The sequence below is a fragment of the Streptomyces sp. NPDC029138 genome (assembly GCF_055564375.1).
This window is the reverse complement of the sequence record NZ_JBVHWM010000076.1, coordinates 1-17228: the sequence shown is the minus strand read 5'-3', so window position 1 is coordinate 17228 and position 17228 is coordinate 1. Positions and strand designations below refer to the sequence as shown.

General features: G+C 70.2%; 18 protein-coding genes. 9 read left to right on the top strand and 9 right to left on the bottom strand.

Annotated elements, in window-relative coordinates; all coding sequences use genetic code 11:
- Nucleotides 1-31: 31 nt before the first annotated feature.
- Nucleotides 32-451 (bottom strand): SCO4983 family protein, encoded by a 420-nt coding sequence (locus tag ACZ4WH_RS37550; RefSeq protein ID WP_468189423.1) that lies wholly within the window; start codon nt 449-451, stop codon nt 32-34.
- An 88-nt stretch (nt 452-539) separates the two neighbouring features.
- A complete protein-coding gene (locus ACZ4WH_RS37545) occupies nt 540-1751 on the bottom strand; it encodes a pyridoxal phosphate-dependent aminotransferase (RefSeq protein WP_468189421.1) in 1212 nt (403 codons plus the stop codon).
- Between the two features lie 126 nt (nt 1752-1877).
- Between ACZ4WH_RS37545 and ACZ4WH_RS37540 the strand changes: the two genes are divergently transcribed.
- Together ACZ4WH_RS37540 and ACZ4WH_RS37535 are read left to right on the top strand one after the other, a co-directional pair.
- Nucleotides 1878-2684 carry a hypothetical protein gene (locus ACZ4WH_RS37540; RefSeq protein ID WP_468189419.1) on the top strand — a complete coding sequence of 269 codons (807 nt, stop codon included), beginning with the start codon at nt 1878-1880 and terminating at the stop codon, nt 2682-2684.
- 217 nt (nt 2685-2901) lie between these two features.
- Entirely contained in the window at nt 2902-3762 is an 861-nt protein-coding gene (locus ACZ4WH_RS37535; protein WP_468189417.1) for a trypsin-like serine peptidase, read from the top strand.
- A 7-nt stretch (nt 3763-3769) separates the two neighbouring features.
- Here ACZ4WH_RS37535 and ACZ4WH_RS37530 read toward each other — a convergent pair whose 3' ends face one another.
- Both ACZ4WH_RS37530 and ACZ4WH_RS37525 read right to left on the bottom strand, forming a co-directional pair.
- Complete coding sequence (locus tag ACZ4WH_RS37530) at nt 3770-5380, bottom strand: N-acyl-D-amino-acid deacylase family protein (protein WP_468189415.1); 1611 nt, start codon at nt 5378-5380, stop codon at nt 3770-3772.
- Nucleotides 5381-5389: 9 nt separating this feature from the next.
- A complete protein-coding gene (locus ACZ4WH_RS37525) occupies nt 5390-6661 on the bottom strand; it encodes an amino acid deaminase (RefSeq protein WP_468189413.1) in 1272 nt (423 codons plus the stop codon).
- A gap of 210 nt (nt 6662-6871) precedes the next feature.
- On the opposite strand from ACZ4WH_RS37525, the gene ACZ4WH_RS37520 reads away from it, so the two are divergent.
- The 5 genes from ACZ4WH_RS37520 to ACZ4WH_RS37500 all read left to right on the top strand — a co-directional run bounded on the left by ACZ4WH_RS37520 (nt 6872) and on the right by ACZ4WH_RS37500 (nt 11470).
- The gene (locus tag ACZ4WH_RS37520; protein WP_468189472.1) at nt 6872-8038 is read left to right on the top strand and encodes a sugar kinase; all 1167 of its coding nucleotides are present in this window, start codon (nt 6872-6874) and stop codon (nt 8036-8038) included.
- Nucleotides 8035-8799: an IclR family transcriptional regulator gene (locus ACZ4WH_RS37515; protein WP_468189411.1), complete on the top strand. Its 765-nt coding sequence runs from the start codon at nt 8035-8037 to the stop codon at nt 8797-8799. Before ACZ4WH_RS37520 ends, ACZ4WH_RS37515 begins: the two co-directional genes overlap by 4 nt.
- Nucleotides 8796-9206: a RidA family protein gene (locus ACZ4WH_RS37510; RefSeq protein ID WP_468189409.1), complete on the top strand. Its 411-nt coding sequence runs from the start codon at nt 8796-8798 to the stop codon at nt 9204-9206. Before ACZ4WH_RS37515 ends, ACZ4WH_RS37510 begins: the two co-directional genes overlap by 4 nt.
- Before the next feature lie 115 nt (nt 9207-9321).
- Nucleotides 9322-10800, top strand: coding sequence for a GntP family permease (locus ACZ4WH_RS37505; protein ID WP_468189407.1), 1479 nt, complete (start codon nt 9322-9324; stop codon nt 10798-10800).
- Nucleotides 10801-10837: 37 nt separating this feature from the next.
- Nucleotides 10838-11470, top strand: coding sequence for a hypothetical protein (locus tag ACZ4WH_RS37500; protein ID WP_468189405.1), 633 nt, complete (start codon nt 10838-10840; stop codon nt 11468-11470).
- A 3-nt stretch (nt 11471-11473) separates the two neighbouring features.
- Here the strand turns inward: ACZ4WH_RS37500 and ACZ4WH_RS37495 are convergent, their stop codons facing one another.
- The 3 genes from ACZ4WH_RS37495 to ACZ4WH_RS37485 all read right to left on the bottom strand — a co-directional run bounded on the left by ACZ4WH_RS37495 (nt 11474) and on the right by ACZ4WH_RS37485 (nt 14075).
- The gene (locus ACZ4WH_RS37495) at nt 11474-12817 is read right to left on the bottom strand and encodes a M14 family metallopeptidase (RefSeq protein ID WP_468189403.1); all 1344 of its coding nucleotides are present in this window, start codon (nt 12815-12817) and stop codon (nt 11474-11476) included.
- 202 nt (nt 12818-13019) lie between these two features.
- Nucleotides 13020-13217 (bottom strand): DUF397 domain-containing protein, encoded by a 198-nt coding sequence (locus tag ACZ4WH_RS37490; protein WP_468189401.1) that lies wholly within the window; start codon nt 13215-13217, stop codon nt 13020-13022.
- 6 nt (nt 13218-13223) lie between these two features.
- The gene (locus ACZ4WH_RS37485; RefSeq protein WP_468189399.1) at nt 13224-14075 is read right to left on the bottom strand and encodes a helix-turn-helix domain-containing protein; all 852 of its coding nucleotides are present in this window, start codon (nt 14073-14075) and stop codon (nt 13224-13226) included.
- A gap of 206 nt (nt 14076-14281) precedes the next feature.
- Between ACZ4WH_RS37485 and ACZ4WH_RS37480 the strand changes: the two genes are divergently transcribed.
- Together ACZ4WH_RS37480 and ACZ4WH_RS37475 are read left to right on the top strand one after the other, a co-directional pair.
- Complete coding sequence (locus ACZ4WH_RS37480) at nt 14282-14695, top strand: ATP-binding protein (RefSeq protein ID WP_468189397.1); 414 nt, start codon at nt 14282-14284, stop codon at nt 14693-14695.
- A complete protein-coding gene (locus ACZ4WH_RS37475; protein ID WP_468189395.1) occupies nt 14695-15567 on the top strand; it encodes an RpnC/YadD family protein in 873 nt (290 codons plus the stop codon). Before ACZ4WH_RS37480 ends, ACZ4WH_RS37475 begins: the two co-directional genes overlap by 1 nt.
- Before the next feature lie 599 nt (nt 15568-16166).
- On the opposite strand, the gene ACZ4WH_RS37470 is transcribed toward ACZ4WH_RS37475, so the two are convergent.
- Nucleotides 16167-16580 carry a hypothetical protein gene (locus tag ACZ4WH_RS37470; RefSeq protein WP_468189393.1) on the bottom strand — a complete coding sequence of 138 codons (414 nt, stop codon included), beginning with the start codon at nt 16578-16580 and terminating at the stop codon, nt 16167-16169.
- A 12-nt stretch (nt 16581-16592) separates the two neighbouring features.
- A partial coding sequence (locus ACZ4WH_RS37465; protein ID WP_468189391.1) for an RHS repeat-associated core domain-containing protein occupies nt 16593-17228 on the bottom strand: 636 nt, incomplete at its 5' end.

Genomic DNA, 17228 nt, shown 5'->3' with positions numbered 1-17228 from the left:
AGTGAGCGGCCAGGCCGAGCGCGGCGCGGGGTCAGGCGGTGCTGAGTTCCTTCGGGTCGGTGGACAGCGCGGCGGCGTGCGCGTCCATCCGTTCGGCCGAGAGGATCGCCACCGCCGTGTCGGCGCGCGACGCGGCGACCACGAGCGCGCGCCCGGCGAGGGCGTGCGCGCGCCGGTGCAGGGCGCCGGGGTCACCGGCGGCGGCCGGCGCCGCCCGCAGCGGCGTACGTCCTCCCCGCAGCCGGGCCACCTGCGCCGCGAGGCGCTCCGCGGCCTTGTCCAGGTCGGCGGACGGGCTCAGCGCGCGCAATTCGTCGGTGACCGCGAGCAGCGCGGCGAGGTGCCCGGCGAGCTGGATGTCCAGCTCCTCCTCGCGTGACCGGTGGGGGAAGTCCGAGGCGGTGCCGGCCATCGTGCTGTGGACCGACTTGGTGCGGATCGGCTCGTACATGGGGATGGCCTCCTGTGCTCTGACAGGAAGCCATCTTAGCTTGGAATTCGTCTAAAGTTGAGTCGGGTCACAGAATGAGGTCCGTCGACTACACCTGGCTGTATCCGTCGAGGAAGTTCCCGATGCGGGTCACCGCGTCCCGCAGATCCCCCACCGTCGGCAGCGTCACCACCCGGAAGTGATCCGGCTCGGGCCAGTTGAAGCCCGTCCCCTGGACGACCATGATCTTCTCCTTCCGGAGCAGGTCCAGGACCATCCGCCGGTCGTCCTTGACCTTGAAGACCTCGGGGTCCAGGCGCGGGAACAGATACAGCGCCCCCTTCGGCCGTACGCAGCTCACCCCCGGAATCCGCGTGAGCAGCTCGTACGCGGTGTCCATCTGCTCCTTCAGCCGGCCGCCCGGCAGCACCAGGTCATTGATCGACTGGCGTCCGCTGAGCGCGGCGACCACCCCGTGCTGCCCCGGCATGTTGGCGCACAGCCGCATGTTCGCCAGGATCGTCAGGCCTTCGATGTAGGAGTCGGCGTGGGCGCGCGGGCCGGAGATCGACATCCAGCCGACGCGGTAGCCGGCCACCCGGTACGCCTTCGACATGCCGTTGAAGGTGAGGGTGAGCAGATCGGGGGCGACCTTCGCGGTCGGGGTGTGCGTGGCGCCGTCGTAGAGGATCTTGTCGTAGATCTCGTCGGAGCAGACGAGCAGGTTGTGCCGGCGGGCGATGTCCGTCAGACCCCGGAGCACCGCCTCGTCGTAGACCGCGCCCGTGGGGTTGTTCGGGTTGATGATGACGATCGCCTTGGTGCGGTCGGTGACCTTGCGCTCGACGTCGGCGAGGTCCGGCATCCAGTCGGACTGCTCGTCGCAGCGGTAGTGCACCGCCGTACCGCCCGACAGGGACACCGCCGCCGTCCACAGCGGATAGTCCGGGGCCGGCACGAGCACCTCGTCGCCGTCGTCCAGCAGGCCCTGCATCGCCATCACGATCAGCTCGGAGACGCCGTTGCCGATGAAGACGTGCTCGACGTCCGTCTCGATGCCGAGGGTCTGGTTGTGCATCACGACCGCGCGGCGGGCGGCGAGCAGGCCCTTGGCGTCGCCGTAGCCGTGCGCGGTGGAGACGTTGCGGAGGATGTCCTCCAGGATCTCCGGGGGGCACTCGAAGCCGAAGGCGGCCGGATTGCCGGTGTTCAGCTTGAGGATGCGGTGGCCCGCCGCCTCAAGCCGCATGGCCTCCTCGAGAACCGGGCCCCGGATCTCGTAACAGACGTTGGCGAGCTTGGTCGACTGGATCACCTGCATGTGCGTGAGCTTACGGCCCGGTAACGCCTCATGGGTCGTGTTTTCCACCACGTGAGACACGGAGATTTGCCCGGATATCACCTCCGACTGTCTCAGGAGCGGCTTGCGTCCCTACAATCCGCTGGCATGTCCACGGAACGGGAGTACGAGGCGGGGGCGGACGGCATGAACGGAGCGGGCGGCGCGCCCGAGATCCGGCCGATCGTGTACCACCCGCAGCCGGCTCCGGCCCCCGCGTACGAGCAGTACGCCGACCCCGCCGCCGCGCACGGCTGGCAGAACGCCTACGACGCGACGCGCGAACTGCCCGCGCTGTCCCAGGCGGACGAGCCTTACGAGACCTCGGTGATCCCCGGGGCCACGGAGGCCGACGAGGCCTTCGCGGCCCCCGAGGCGCCGGAGCCGGCGCAGGTGTCGATTCCGCCCGTGCCCTCCGGGGTGACCGGCGCGCCCGGTGAGGGCCGGGCCGGCCGGCGGCGTGCCGCGCGGCGCGCGGGCGGCCGGCGGCGGGTCGCGGTCGTCGCCGGGGTCCTCGGCGTGGCCGGTGCCGTCGCCGCGTTCGCCGCGCTGGGCGGCTCGGACTCCCCGGCCGGCGCGCGGCCCGAGGACGGCAAGAGCGGAGGTGTCGACTCCGCTCCCGCGAGCCCGCGCGGGGACACTGCCTCCCCGGGCGCGAGCGTTCCGGAAGCCGGTGACCCCGCGCCGTCCCGCTCGGCCGCCTCCCCGGACACCGGCGCCGGGGGAGACGCGAACGGCGGGAGGGCCGGCGGCCCGGCGGCCACGACCACGCCCTCGGCGCCGAACGGGTCGCCGTCCGGCGCCCCGACGACGACACCGACGACGGCGCCGACCGGCACGCCGACGGCGTCACAGTCCGGCGACCCCGGCAGGGGCAACGGTCACGGCCACGGCGCGACGAAGCGCCCGCGCTGAGCGCAGGGGCGCCCGGTGCTCCGCCGCGCGGTCCCGCCGCCGTCCGCCGCCGTCTGTCCATGTGTCCGTCTGTCCGTCTGTCCGTGCGCACAGGGAAACCCCTATGACCTGACACGGCGTCTTGTCCCCGCCCCTCCGCGACGTTGAGAATGCGCATGACAACCCAATGGGCGACCGGAGGACTCCGGTCGCCCAAGTCGTAAGAGGGGACCCCCACGTGCACAAGCCTCTCCTTGCCGCGCTCTCCTCCCTGGCCATCGCCGGGCTGGGCGCGACCCCCGCGATCGCCGCACCCCACCCGGCCGCCCAGACCACCACCCCGCACTCAGCCAAGGCCGCCGCGGTCACCGTCGACTTCGCCGGCACCGTCTCGCTCAGCAACTGCTCCGGCTCCGTCATCCGCTTCCCGGGCTCCGCCGACGCCGACCCGGCCCTCGTGCTGACGAACGGTCACTGCCTGGAGACCGGCTTCCCGGACCCCGGCGAGGTCATCACCGGCCAGTCCTCCAGCCGTACCTTCGGCCTGCTGAACTCCGCCGGGACCAAGGTCGCCACCCTCCGCGCCAACCAGGTCGTCTACTCGACCATGACGGACACGGACGTCACGATCTACCGCACCACCACCACGTACGCGGCGATCAGGAACTCGTACGGCATCAGCCCGCTCACCGTGCAGGACACGCACCCGGTCGCCGGCACCGCCATCAAGGTGGTCTCCGGCTACTGGAAGCGCGTCTACAGCTGCGCCATCGACGGGTTCGTCTACCGGCTGAAGGAGGGCGACTGGACCTGGAAGGACTCGGTCCGCTACACCTCCGCCTGCGACACCATCGGCGGCACCTCCGGCTCCCCGGTCATCGACACCGCCACCGGCAAGGTGGTCGCCGTCAACAACACCGGCAACGAGGACGGCCAGCAGTGCACGGTGAACAACCCGTGCGAGGTCGACGCGAGCGGCAACATCACCGTCCGCCAGGGCATCAACTACGCCGAGGAGACCTACAACATCCCGGCCTGCTTCACCACCGGCAACAAGCTCAACCTGAGCGCCGCCGGCTGCACCCTGCCCAAGCCGTAAGCACGGTTCACAGCGGTGTACGGCGGACGGACCGCCCCGCCAGGACGTCCGTCCGCCTGCCGTCCTCGATGACGAACCGGCCGTCGACCAGCACGTACGGGATACCGGTCGGCAGCCTGCGGGGCTCGGCGAAGGTGGCGCCGGGCGCGACCGTCCGCGGGTCGAACAGCACCAGGTCGGCCCGGTAGCCCTCGCGCACCAGCCCGCGGTCCGGCAGTCGCAGCCGCGCCGCGGGCCGGGAGGTGAGGTGCGCCACGCACTCCTCCAGCGTCAGCACCGCCAACTCGCGCACATAGTGGCCGAGATAGCGCGGGAAGGTGCCGTACGCGCGCGGGTGCGGCTTGCTGCCCCGCAGGATGCCGTCGGAGCCGCCGGTGTGCGCGCGGTGCCGCATGATCGCCCGGACGTTCTCCTCGTGGCCGACGTGCTGGAGGATGGTCGTCCCGAGCCGGTCCGCGACCAGCAGCCGGTGCGCCGTGGCCCAGGGGGTCTCTCCGCGCAGCTCCGCCGCCTCCCGGACCGTACGGCCCACGAACTCGGCCAGGCCCGGCTCGGTCACCCCGGAGATCTCGATCGTCTCCCACTCCACCGGCACGCCGTGGCAGCCGTCCGAGCCGGTGACCTCCAGGTCGTGCCGGACGCGCTCGGCCGTCGCCGGGTCGCTGAGCCGGGCCAGGATCTCCTCCGGGCCGCCCTCGCTCGCCCAGCTCGGCAGCAGCGCGGCCAGCGTGGTGCAGCCGGGGGTGTACGGATAGGTGTCCAGCGTGATGTCCGCGCCCGCCTCCAGGGCCCGGTCGAGCAGGGCGAGCAGCTCCGGTGCCCGGCCCTTGTTCACGCCGAAGTTCATCGTCGCGTGCGCGAGATGCAGCGGGCAGCCCGCCTCCCGGGCCAGGTCCACCATCTCGGCGTAGGCCTCCAGGGCGCCGGCGCCGTAGGAGCGGTGGTGCGGGCAGTAGTAGCCGCCGTAGGACGCCACCACGCGGCACAGCTCGGTCAGTTCGGCGTCCTCGGCGTACATCCCCGGCGTGTAGGTCAGCCCCGAGGACAGCCCGACCGCGCCCTGTTCCAGCCCCTCGGCCACCAACCGCCGCATCCGGTCCAGCTCTTCGGGGGTCGCCGCGCGGTCCTCCCAGCCGACGACGAGCGCCCGGACCGTGCCCTGCGGGATCAGATAGGCCGCGTTCACGGCGATGCCCCGGTCCAGCCGGTCCAGGTACTCGCCGACGCTCCGCCAGTCGAAGTCGATGTCCTCGCCGTACCCGTTCCAGCCGGTGATCGCCCGGCGCACCTCCTCCAGCGTGCGGTCGTCCACCGGTGCGTACGACAGCCCGTCCTGCCCCAGGACCTCCAGCGTGACCCCCTGCGCGGCCTTCGCGCTGTGGTCGGGGTCGCGCAGCAGGGCCAGGTCGGAGTGGGCGTGCATGTCGATGAAGCCGGGGGAGAGGACCAGGCCCTCCGCGTCGATCTCCCGCATGGCACGCGGGCGTTGGCAGCCCGCCGCGGCGGCCTCCTTCACGATCGAGACGATCCGGCCGGCGTCGATCACGACATCGGCGCGGTACGCGTCCGCCCCGCTGCCGTCGACGACGTCGGCGTCCCGGACGACCAGGTCCTCCACGGGGGCCTCCTAGAAGAACGTACGGATGTAGTCGACGACCGTGCCGTCCGCCTCGGCCACCGGGATCAGCTGCCACTTGTCGAAGGACGTGCACGGGTGGGACAGACCGAAGCCGACCCAGTCACCGACCTCCAGGTCCGCCTCCGGGTCCGTGCGCAGCCAGGCGTGCTGGTCGGACAGTCCGGTCACGGTGATGCCGGTGGCCGGGCGCTCCTCGCCGTTCCGGCGTACCACCTGGGCGGTCGGCAGGTCCAGGTCGTAGGCCGCGTCGCGCTTGCCCGCGTTGGCGAAGGCCTGCTCGGGGGTCGGCCGGGAGACGACCTGCGCCCACAGCCGGAAGGCGGGCTCCAGCGCGCCCTCCTCGGGCACCCGGCCGAACGGGGTGAGCCTGCGGTAGTGCCCGTCGTCGTGCGAGACGTACGCGCCCGAGCGCAGCAACTTCAGTACCGGCTTCGACAGTGCGGGAATCCCGGCGAAGACGTCGGCGACCGCGTCGAACCAGGCGCTGCCGCCCGCGCTCACCACGATCTCCCCGGCATCGTCGAACCGCCCGCTCTTGTCGAGGTCGGCGGCCAGCGCCACCAGCCGCCGCAGATACGACCGCACGCGCTCAGGATCGGCCCGCGGCACCTCGCCCTCGTACCCCGCCGCGCCGACCAGACGCAGGGTCGGTACGGCGGCCACCGCCGCGGCGACGGCCGCGCCCTCCGCCTCCGTGCGCAGGCCGGTACGGGCCCCCTCGCCCGCGCCCAGTTCGATCACGACGTCCACCGGGCGGGCGGTGCCCGCGAGGGCCGCGTCCATCAGCTCCACCCCGCGCACGGAGTCGACGTAACAGACGAACCGGAACTCCGGGTCGGCGGCCAGCTCCCCGGCGATCCAGCGCAGGGCGGGGGCGTCCACCAGCTCGTTGGCGAGGAAGACCCGCTGGACGCCGAACGCCCGGGCCACCCGCACCTGGTGGGGCACCGCGAGCGTGATCCCCCAGGCGCCGTGCTCGATCTGGCGCTGGAAGAGCTGCGGGGCCATGGACGTCTTGCCGTGCGGGGCGAAGGCGAGGCCGTGCCGGGCGGCGTACGTCTCCATCAGCGCGAGGTTGTGCTCCAGGCGCTCGGCGGACAGCGCGAGGACGGGGGTGGTGAAGCCGTCGCCGTCCCGGAAGAGGTTGCGGCGCTGGGCGGCCAGCTCGGCGACGGTGAGGCCGTCGGCGTCCGGGGGGAGGCCCTTGAAGCGGTGGTCGACACGTTCCTCGGCAAGGCGGGTGAGCGCTTCGGTGCCCATGGAGCCCCTCTCGGGCGTTGCGTTCTCTGCAACAGCCATTGCGTGCAGTGCTTACTGGTGTCTAGCATCTCGCCGAACACCGGGTCAACGGATCCGCCGGCCCGGCGATCGACGGGAGTCATCATCAACGACGCTGCTTACGCCTCGGCCGTTGCGGTTGCGCGCACACGGGATGTCGCGGACGTGGACGTGGTGGCGCTCGGCGAGTCCATGGTCACCTTCCTGCCCAGCCGCCCCGGCCGCCTCGCCGACGTCCCCTCCTTCGACCGGGCCATCGGCGGCGCCGAGTCCAACGTGGCCTGCGCCCTGGCCGCCTTCGGGCACACGGCACGCTGGGTCAGCCGCGTCGGCGCGGACGGCTTCGGCGACCACCTGCTGGAGCGGATCGCCGGATACGGCGTCGACGTCACCGCCGTACACCGGGACCCCGACCGGCCCACGGGCGTCTACTTCCGCACCGCCGGGGACCGGGGAACGGGCGCGCACGAGGTGGCGTACTACCGAGCGGGCTCGGCGGCGTCGGCGATGTCGCCGGGGAACGTCGACCTGACGGCGGCCCGCTCGGCCCGCGTCCTCCACCTGACCGGTATCACGGCCGCGCTGTCGGACGAGTGCCGGGACCTGTTGCACGAGCTGACGGCCCCCGCCCCGGGGCGCCCACTGGTCTCCTTCGACGTGAACTACCGCCCGGGACTGTGGGGCGACGGCGAGGACGCCCAACTGCTGCTGGATCTGGCGCGGCGCGCGGACATCGTGTTCGTCGGCGCCGACGAGGCGGAGCAGGCGTGGGACGTCACGGGAGGCCCCGAGGCGATCCGGAGGCTGCTGCCGGAGCCGGCGGTGCTGGTGGTGAAGCAGGGGGCGAAGGGAGCGACGGCTTTCGCACGTCCGTGCGTGGCTGGCCGGGCGCGCGGGGCCGGCGACGGCGCGCCGACCCTGCCGCTCGCCGCGGACACGCGCGGCGGGCAGCCACACTCGCTTCCCGCGGGCAGTCGTGCCGCTGGGGCGGCACGGCTGGGCGCGGACGGCACCCCGTCAGCGCCGGGCTGTGCGGCCGATCCCCGGCCCGCCACAGCCCCGCCCACCTTCGAACCCGCCCTCAACACAGTCGTCGTAGCGACCACCGGCGCCGGAGACGCCTTCGCCGCAGGATTCCTCTCGGCGACCCTGCGGGGGCTGACCGTCAGGGACCGCCTCCGCCACGGCCACCTCTTCGCCGCCGCCGCCCTCACCACCCCCGGAGACCTGGCCGCACCCCCCGCCCGTGGCCACGCCGACCGCCTCGCCGCCCTGGACGACGACGCATGGGGGAGACTTCGACTCGGCCCCGGCTGGACGCAAGCCGAGCAGGCCGAGGAGGAGGCGAACATCCCATGAGTCAGACCGTCGACCGCGCCCTGAGCATCCTGCCGCTGCTCGCCGAGGGCCCCGCCGACCTCGGCCAGGTCGCCGACCGCCTCGGCGTGCACAAGTCCACGGCCCTCCGCCTCCTGCGCACCCTGCACGAACACGGCCTGGTCTACCGCCAGTCCGACCAGCGCTACCGCCTCGGCGCCCGCCTCTTCGCCCTCGCCCAGGAGGCGATGGAGAACCTCGACATCCGCGAGATCGCCCACCCCCACCTCGTACGGCTCAACGAGAGCTGCGGACACACCGTCCACCTCGCCGTCTACGAGGAGAACGAGGTGCTGTACATCGACAAGGTCGAGAGCCGCTACCCGGTCCGCATGTACTCCCGGATCGGCAAGCCCGTCGCGATCACCGTCGCCGCCGTGGCCAAGCTCCTCCTCGCCGACCTGCCCGAACCCGAGCGCCGCACCCTCGCCGAGCAGCTCGACTACCCCCTGTACACGCCCCGTTCGACCCCCCACGCCGAGGCCTTCCTGAAGGAGCTGGCCACGGTGCGCGAACAGGGCTGGGCCACCGACCTCGGTGGCCACGAGGAGTCCATCAACTGCGTCGCCGCCCCCATCCGCGGCGCCGACGGCCGGGTGGTCGCCGCCATGTCGGTGTCCGCGCCGAACGTGGTCGTCACCGCCGAGGAACTCCTCACCCTGCTCCCGCTGGTGCGCCGTACGGCGGACGCGATCAGCGGCGAGTACTCCGGACGCACCCCAGTGAAGGACCGCACCGCATGACCGACAAGATCGCGCTCACCCCGAAGACCCACACCACCCCGCCCGCGAAGTTCTCGCACGGCGTGCGGAAGGGCAACATCCTCCAGGTCGCCGGCCAGGTCGGCTTCCTGCCCGCCGAGGAGGGCAAGCCCCCGACGCCCGCCGGCCCCACCCTGCGCGAGCAGACCCTCCAGACCCTCGCCAACGTCAAGGCGATCCTGGAGGAGGGAGGCGCGAGCTGGGACGACGTGATGATGATCCGCGTCTACCTCACCGACGTCGACCACTTCGCCGAGATGAACGAGATCTACAACGCCTACTTCGAGGAGCAGGGCCTCGCCCAGCCGCCCGCCGCCCGCACGACGGTCTACGTCGGCCTGCCGGCCGGCCTCCTCATCGAGATCGACGCGCTCGCCGTCCTGGGCTGACGTCCCCTCACCCCCCGTATCTCCCGCACGTCCTGTACGGCACGGCACCTCACGGGGCGCCGTGCCGCGCTCCCCCCTGCCCGAAAGCAGTATGCATTTACGTAGAGGACCCCCTATGTCCTATCCGCTCGCCGCCCCCGCTCCCGCCACACCACCCCACACCGGAGGCCTGCTCCTCCTCGTCGACGGCACGGCCGGACTGCTCACGGTCGCCGCCGTGGGCATCGCCCTGCTCCTCTTCCTGATCATCAAGGTCAGGCTCCAGCCGTTCGTCGCCCTGCTCACCGTCTCCATAGCCGTCGGCCTGCTGGCCGGCCTGTCGGTCACCGAACTCTTCGGCACGGTCCAGCGCTCGGACGCGGTGTCGACCATCGAGTCCGGCATGGGCGGCATCCTCGGCCACGTCGCGATAATCATCGGCCTCGGCACCATGCTCGGCGCCGTCCTGGAGGTCAGCGGCGGCGCGGAGGTACTGGCCTCGCGCCTGCTGACCCTGTTCGGCGAGCGCCGAGCCCCCCTCGCGATGGGCCTGACCGGCCTCATCTTCGGCATCCCGGTCTTCTTCGACGTCGGCATCTTCGTCCTGGCGCCGATCGTCTACGCCGCCGCCAAGCGCAGCGGCAGGTCCATCCTCCTGTACTGCCTGCCCCTGCTGGCCGGCCTGTCGATGACCCACGCCTTCCTGCCCCCGCACCCGGGCCCGGTGGCCGCCGCCGGACTGCTCCACGTCGACCTCGGCTGGGTCATCCTCATGGGCGTCGTCTGCGGCATCCCCGCCGTGCTGGCCGCCTGGGCGTTCTCCGCGTGGATCGGCCGCCGCATCTTCGTGGCCGTACCGCAGGACATGGTGGAGGCGGCGGCGGAGGCCAGGCAGGCCGTCATCGAGGAGCAGCGCGCCTCCGGTGTCGAGCCGCGCGAGGAGCCCGTGCCGCTCGGCACGGTCCTCGCCATCATCGGTACGCCGCTGATCCTGATCCTCGCCGCCACCTTCTCCTCGATCGCCTTCGACCCGTCCACCGGCCGCTCGGTCGTCGAGTTCTTCGGCAGCCCCTTCGTCGCCCTGACGATCGCCCTCCTCCTCGCCTACTACCTGCTCGGCATCCGCCGCGGCTGGTCCCGCAAGTCCCTGGAGACGGTGTCGACGGCGTCCCTGAAGCCGATCGGCAACATCCTGCTGGTCGTCGGCGCGGGCGGCGTCTTCGGTGCCGTACTGAAGGCGAGCGGGGTGGCGCAGGCGCTGTCGGACACCTTCCACGACGTGGGCCTGCCCGTGATCGTCCTCTCCTACCTGATCTCGGTGGTCCTGCGGGTCGCCCAGGGCTCGGCGACGGTCGCGATCGTGACGACGGCGGGCATCGTGGCGCCGCTGCTGTCCGAGGGCCACCACTCGCAGGCCTTCACGGCCCTCGTCATCATGGCCATCTCGGCGGGCTCCATCTTCGCCTCGCACGTCAACGACGGCGGATTCTGGATGGTGGCCAAGTACTTCGGCATCAGCGAACGGGACACGCTGCGGACCTGGACGGTCCTGGAGTCGGTGCTGTCACTGGCGGGGTTCGCGGTGGCGGCGGTGGTCAGCGTGTTCGTGAGCTGACTGGTTCCGGCACAGGGAAGTCGTCCATACTGCCGCCGTGGAGCAGCGCATAGGATCGAGCAGCAAGCCGACCGAGGCCGCGGAGCCGTCGAAGGCCGAGCCGTCGAAGGCCGAGCCGTTGAAAGCCGAGCCGCTGAAGGCCGAACCGGTGAAGGCGGAGCCCGTGTTGGGCGCCGGTTTCGACCCGGCCTTCGTCCCGGGGATCACGGGTCCGACGCCGACGGACGGGGTGACGAAGTCGCCGGAGCCGAAGGGGGCGGAGCCGAAGCGGGCCGAGGAGCCGCCGTCTTCCGAACCGGCGTCCTCCGAACCGGCGTCCTCCGAACGGGCGGACCTCGCTGAGGCGGACGCTGAAGACGTCGACGGGCCGGACGCCGAAGACGAGGCCGACGGCCCGGTCTTCGAGGCGTCCGACCGCCGGGCGCGGATAGTGGCCGACCGCAAGGGCGTCCGCCTCACCCTGGACGAGGAGGCCTGCGAGTTCCGCTGGGACGAGATCGCGGCGGTGGAGACGGAGTCGCCCCGCTTCGGCAAGCGCTTCACGATCACCGTGCACACCCCTGACCGCCGCTGGTACCCGATCGAGATCGAGGCGGCGGCCAGGGCGCGCTTCAAGGAGTGGGACGAGCAGCTGGACGCGGTGCTCGACGCCTACTTCGAGGAGGCCTAGCCGCTAACCGCAGTACTGGGCGGCCTTGCCGATCGACCGGTACATGCAGTCGGCGTTCTCCAGCAGCTGCAACACGGCGTCCTTGTTCCGGGAGGTCTCCCGCTCGATGACTTCGTCGGGCGGGTAGAACCCGCCTCCGGAACTGGACGTCGGATACATCTCGAAGGTGTAGTCGAAGATCTTGTGCACGCCCCAGAGATAGTCGTCGATGGACCCGTCGGTGATGTACAGGTCACTGGACTGCTCCGCCGTGTACCCGTTGCTGGCGGCCATCTTCCGCCCCACGGCCTTGAACGCGGCGGCGTCGTCCGCGGTCATGCCGGTGGCGGTGTCCGCGTAGGTGTACCCGAACGGCCACAGCACCAGCTCGCTGTAGGTGTGGAAGTCGATCCCGGCCTTGATCTGCTGCTTGCCGCCGACGACCCGGCCGCGCACGAAGTCGGAGACGACCTTCACCTCGGGCGCGGACTCGGCGGCGGACCCGCGGTAGGTCTCGGAGGACGTCGACCCTGACGACCCGCCGCAGCAGCCCCACTTGTGGTTCCAGTTCCGATTGAGGTCCGTACCGACGTACGAGGAACCGGAGTTGGGCTGCCGGTTCTTCCGCCACGACCGGTACGACCCACTGGCGATGTCGTACTCGCCCCCGTCCGGATTCAGATCAGGAATGATCCAGATCTCCCGGCTGTTGACGATGTCGGTGATCCGGGAGTCGGACCCGTACCCCGCGCCGAGTTCGCGCAGCAGGTAGAGCGCCATCTCCACGGTCAGATGCTCCCGCGCGTGCTGATGCGCGGTGAACAGCACCTCGGGCTCGTCCTCGTCGGTGCCGACGTTGTCACTGACCTTGATGGCGACGATGTTCCGCCCCTGGTACGACTTCCCGATCACCCGCTTGCTCATGATGCCCGGGTAGGCGGCGAGCCGCTGGTCGATCTCGGCGTTCGTCTCGGCGTAGTTGTGGTACTTCGCGTCGGCACTGGGGAAGTCGTAGAGCCGTGCCCCGGATCGCTGCGGGACCGCCCCCAACGGCTGCACGTCGTAACCGAGTCGCCGGAGCTTCCGGATCTGCCCGGCCCGTCCGGACACGACGACGGTCTCTTCGTCGGCCTCGTCGACGGTGACACCGGTCGCCTGGATGGCCGTACGCGTCACGGGGGTCGTGCGCTGATGGATCTCGTACTGCCGAATGCCGTCGTCGACCGATCCGGCCCTGCGCACGCTGTCGGCGGTGGCATGGTCGAGGCCGGCCGAGACCGGGGCGGCGAGGGCGAGGGCCAGCAGCGCACCGAGAGCGGCGGTACGTCTGCCGCCACGCGCGCCGGAGCCGCGGATGCGAAGTCGCATGAACTCTCCTTGTGGGGTGGAGGTGGGGTGTTCCCGTGCGACGTGCGGATGCGAACCGACGGGGGCCTTCGGTCGGGCTCCCTGTGGGCTCGCTGTGGGCTTGCTGTGCGGGTTGGCGCTCATGGTGGGGGGTTGGCATGATCAGGTCAAGCATGAGCGGAGGGAACGACCGGAAACGGCGGGGCGATGCCGAGGCGCCCTCTCAGTCCGCGGAGGGGACCGCCTTCAGGGCCTCGACGAAGGTGGCGAAGACGCGGGCCGGGAAGGTGAGGGTGGCTTGGGTGGGGGCTTTGGAGTCGCGGATGGATATGTGGGTGTCCAGGTGGGCGACTTCGACGCAGTCGTTGCCCTCACCTCCACCGGAGAAGGACGACTTCTTCCACGTGGTGGGGGTGATCACCGGTCCTCACAGCTCCTTCGCCAACTGGTGGATGAGGTCGCGCGACCGCTCGGGGGACAGCGCCTGCTCCCTCACCCTACGGAACAGCCTTCGAAAGTGGTCCAGCTGTGCTTCGGAGTCGATGAACGCCGTGCCGTGCGGAGCGTCGCGCACGACGGTGTCCAGCCGGGGAACCGCTCCACCCAGGTGCACCATGGCGCTTCCGGCTCCTGCGAAGTCGTCCAGCGCGAACGGGACGACCTGAACGGTGACGTGCTCGGCCTCGGAAATCTCCAGGACGCGGCCGAGCTGAGCACGGGAAGCGGCGCGTCCGGCCACCCGGATGCGGAGCGCCGCCTCGTGGATCACGGTCTCGTACGGGATGGGGTCGGGCCCGTCGATGACGACCCTCCGCTTCATCCGGTGCTCCACGCGAAGGTCCACCTCGCTCTCCGGGAACTCCGGGTTCATGTAGGCGAAGAGGGCCCGGGCATAGTCCTCCGTCTGAAGGAGCCCCGGCACGTGGATGACCGCCACGTCCTTGCGGAACCGCGCGTGATGGTCCAGCTCGGCGAGATCCTGATAGGCGGCGGGGAGAACACCCCGGTACTCCTCCCACCAGCCGTGTGTCCGGTCCGTCGCCATGGCTGCCAGAGCGTCGATCAAGGCGTCGTCCGAACAGGCGTAGTTGGCGGCGAGCCGACGCACGCGCTGCTCGCTCACCCCTGCGATGCCGGACTCGATCTGGCTCATCTGTACGGAGTTCGTCCCGAGCAGGGCCGCCGCCTCCGTCGCCTTGAGCCCAGCGGCCTCGCGGAGTCTCCGCAGTTCGGTGCCCAGGCGAACCTGGCGTGCTGTGGGGTTCCGTCGTGCCGGCACGGCGTCCTCTCTCCTCAACGGCCCTGGTGACGCGACTCGTTCGAGGGCAAGGTTACGCGACCGGCTTGCTGCGGATTAAATTTATGCCCTACCGTCGGTGACGCATCGCACACGCTGCGGAAGCGCACCGTGCCGTCCCGCCATGACGGCTGCGGCAATGCCACCGCCGCGCGGAAACCCCACTCACTGGCTGGAGCTGATGAGTCATGCCCGAAAACGAACCCTGGGACTACACGCTCTACATCCCCAACGACCCCAGAGCCGTGACCGTCTGCCGCCGCACCCTGCGGGTGATCCTGACCCTGCACGGGCTGACGGGATTGGTGGAGACGGCTGAACTCCTCGCGTCGGAACTGGTGTCGAACGCGGTACGGCACACGAAGGGGCCGGCGGCGTTGCGGGTACGCCGCTCCAGGGAGGGGGTGGTGTGGATCGGCGCGTGGGACACGGACCCGGCGCCCCCTGAGCCGCCGGTGCCGTTGGGGCAGGCTGCGGGGTTGGAGGAGGAGGGGCGGGGGCTGGGGCTGGTGATGGCCTGCGCGGAGTACTGGGGGTGGCAGCCGTCGGCGCGGTTCGGGGACAGGGGCAAGTACGTGTGGTGTGAGCTGGGGGTGGCGTGATGGTCGGCTCGTCGCATGAGGCGCTGCACCGGATCTTCCAGAAGGACCCGGCGTTGCTGACGCGGGCGTTACAGCGGGTGCTGGATGTCCCGTTCCCGGAGCCGCGGGAGATCGCGGCGCTGAACGTGGACCTGACGGAGATCGAGCCGGTCGAGCGCCGGGTGGACACGTTGCTGCGGGCGGAGACGGACCAGGGCACGTATCTCCTCGTGGTCGAGTCGCAGGGGAAGGTGGACGAGCGCAAGCGGGGCAGCTGGCCGTACTACCTGTCGTACCTGTACGAGAAGTACCGGTGCGAGCCGGTGCTGATCGTGATCACGCAGAGCAGTGCCACGGCGAAGTGGGCCTCGCGTCCGATCCGGTTCGGTTTCTCGGGGTGGGACTCGTTGACGGTACGGCCGCTGGTGCTGGGCCCGGACAACGTGCCGGTGATCGCGGACGAGCGGCAGGCCGAGCGGGACGTCCCTCTTGCGGTGCTCTCGGCGATGACACACGGGCGTGGGCCCCGGGCGGCGGCCATACTGGAGTCCCTGGCATCCGCCCTGCGGACCATCGACCCCGACAGTGCCGCGGTCTTCGTGCAGTTCGTCGACTCATGCCTGGCCGATCCCCAGGCGAAGCAGATGTGGAGGGATTTGATGACGGCGATCCAGTACTTCTGGCGACACCCACTGGCCGAACAGGTACGCGAGGAAGGCAGAGTCCAGGACCGCCAGGAAATGACCCTCCGCATCCTGGAATGGCGCGGTATCCCGGTGCCCGACACCGTCCGCGAACGGGTGAACGCCTGCACAGACCTCGACCAGCTGGAGACCTGGGCCCAACGAGCCGTACACGCAGCGGACGCGACGGAGCTGTTCACCGAGGAGTGAGCAAGTGGCCCCTGGGCCGCTCGCTTCCCGGCCAGTGTCGTGCTTCCACGGGCCGCGTCAAGGGCGCTGCGCGTCGCCTTCGGCGATGGGCCTCCGGCCCACCCTTGACCCGACCCGCTCCAGCACGAGGGAGAAGCGAGCGAGCGGCCCGGAACGGCGGTGGCCCCAGCGGTAACGGGCCCTTGGGTCGGCTGGGAGCGGTCCGTCGGCGAGGGTGCGCGGACGCGCCTCGCCTGCACGCCGGGCCGGCTTGGCGGCGAGCGGCCGGTGGGGGCAGCAGCGGGGATTGGCAGATCTGTTCCAGGGGGCCTAGGCGAAACCATAGGTGGGGCGGCCAGAAAGGCCCGATCGAGTGGAACGAATGCGCCAATCATGGCCACCATGGGCCGGGGCTGGCCACCGAAACGGGATGTCCGAGCTTCGTCATCGAAGTGGAGCGAGCGGCCGAGGGGCAGGTCGCGGAAACAGTCAGTCCTTGTGGAGCCCGCCATTTCTTGAGTCGTCTCCGCTACCCGGGTAGCCCGTCCCATACCAGGTTATGGGGAGCGCAGTAAGAGCGGCTGTTGATGCACGGGACGCCGCCGGGGAACTCAGCTGAGTCAGGAAAAGTCCTCCCGAAGGATCCAGTACTCGGCTCCTTCCCTACTCGCAGCGCAAACACGGTGGCCGCTCACGTCTCGGGCGATGAACAGGAGGTCTCCTTCTGGATCCTGCAAAGAAAGGATGTTGGTCGTGTCGGTCGTCCTCACAAGAAGCCATCCGTACTCCAGGCTGCCAGCCGCGAGGAACGAACCGTCGTCGGCGAACACTCCTGCGTGTCGCGCGTGTACGACCCATGCTTCGTTCACTCGTTCGGCGAAGCCGGGAGAATCTCGGGCAATTTTTACGACAGGTGTTGCCGTCACGTGCATCACCCGATGAAATGCCTCCGCCACAGTTGGTCCCGGCCCTGAGAATCGCTCGATGACCTCAAGGTCCGCGGCTTCGAAACGAAGTTTGATGTCGTCGCTCACTGTGTCCGTTCTCTACTCTTTGAAGAAGAAGTGGTGGTCCCCGCCTGGCTTGTCCAGGGCGCGGTACCGCACCATGTTTCTGTACCCCTCCTGGGTGTTGTCCCATCCGAAGTTCACCCAGTTCCTGCTGCGCTCCTCCTGCGTAAAACCTTTGGGTGCTCCGGCGTGGAAATGTTTTCCCTGAGGGTCGTGTGTATGCTCGACAATTACTCTGGACCCGTTCTCTGTTTCGAATTGTCGAAAGTTCCCCCAGTGTGTTGGATCTGGTGCATAGACGAGGCCGGGATTGTGCATGAGCTTCTTGTCTCCCATGACGGTCCACTCGGCGTCAGGTACCGTGCCATAGGGTACGCCCGCTACCTCGAACGCTGCGCGTTCGGCGTCTTCTCTCTTCTCAAACGGATTGCTTTTTTCGCCCTTCGGGGGGCAGTCCGGCGCAAGTCCGAGATGGTCGAGCCACGTGTGTGGGTTTTCGACGTATGCGACTGGGTTGGGCGCGGGCGTGAGCCCCAGAGGGTCAGGTGTGAGGTACCGGGCCGTTTCGGGGTCGTAGTGGCGGAAGTAGTTGTAGTGGAGGCCTGTTTCAGGGTCGTAGTACTGGCCCGGGAAGCGTAGGGGGGTGTAGGTCGTGCTGTTCGCGGACCATGC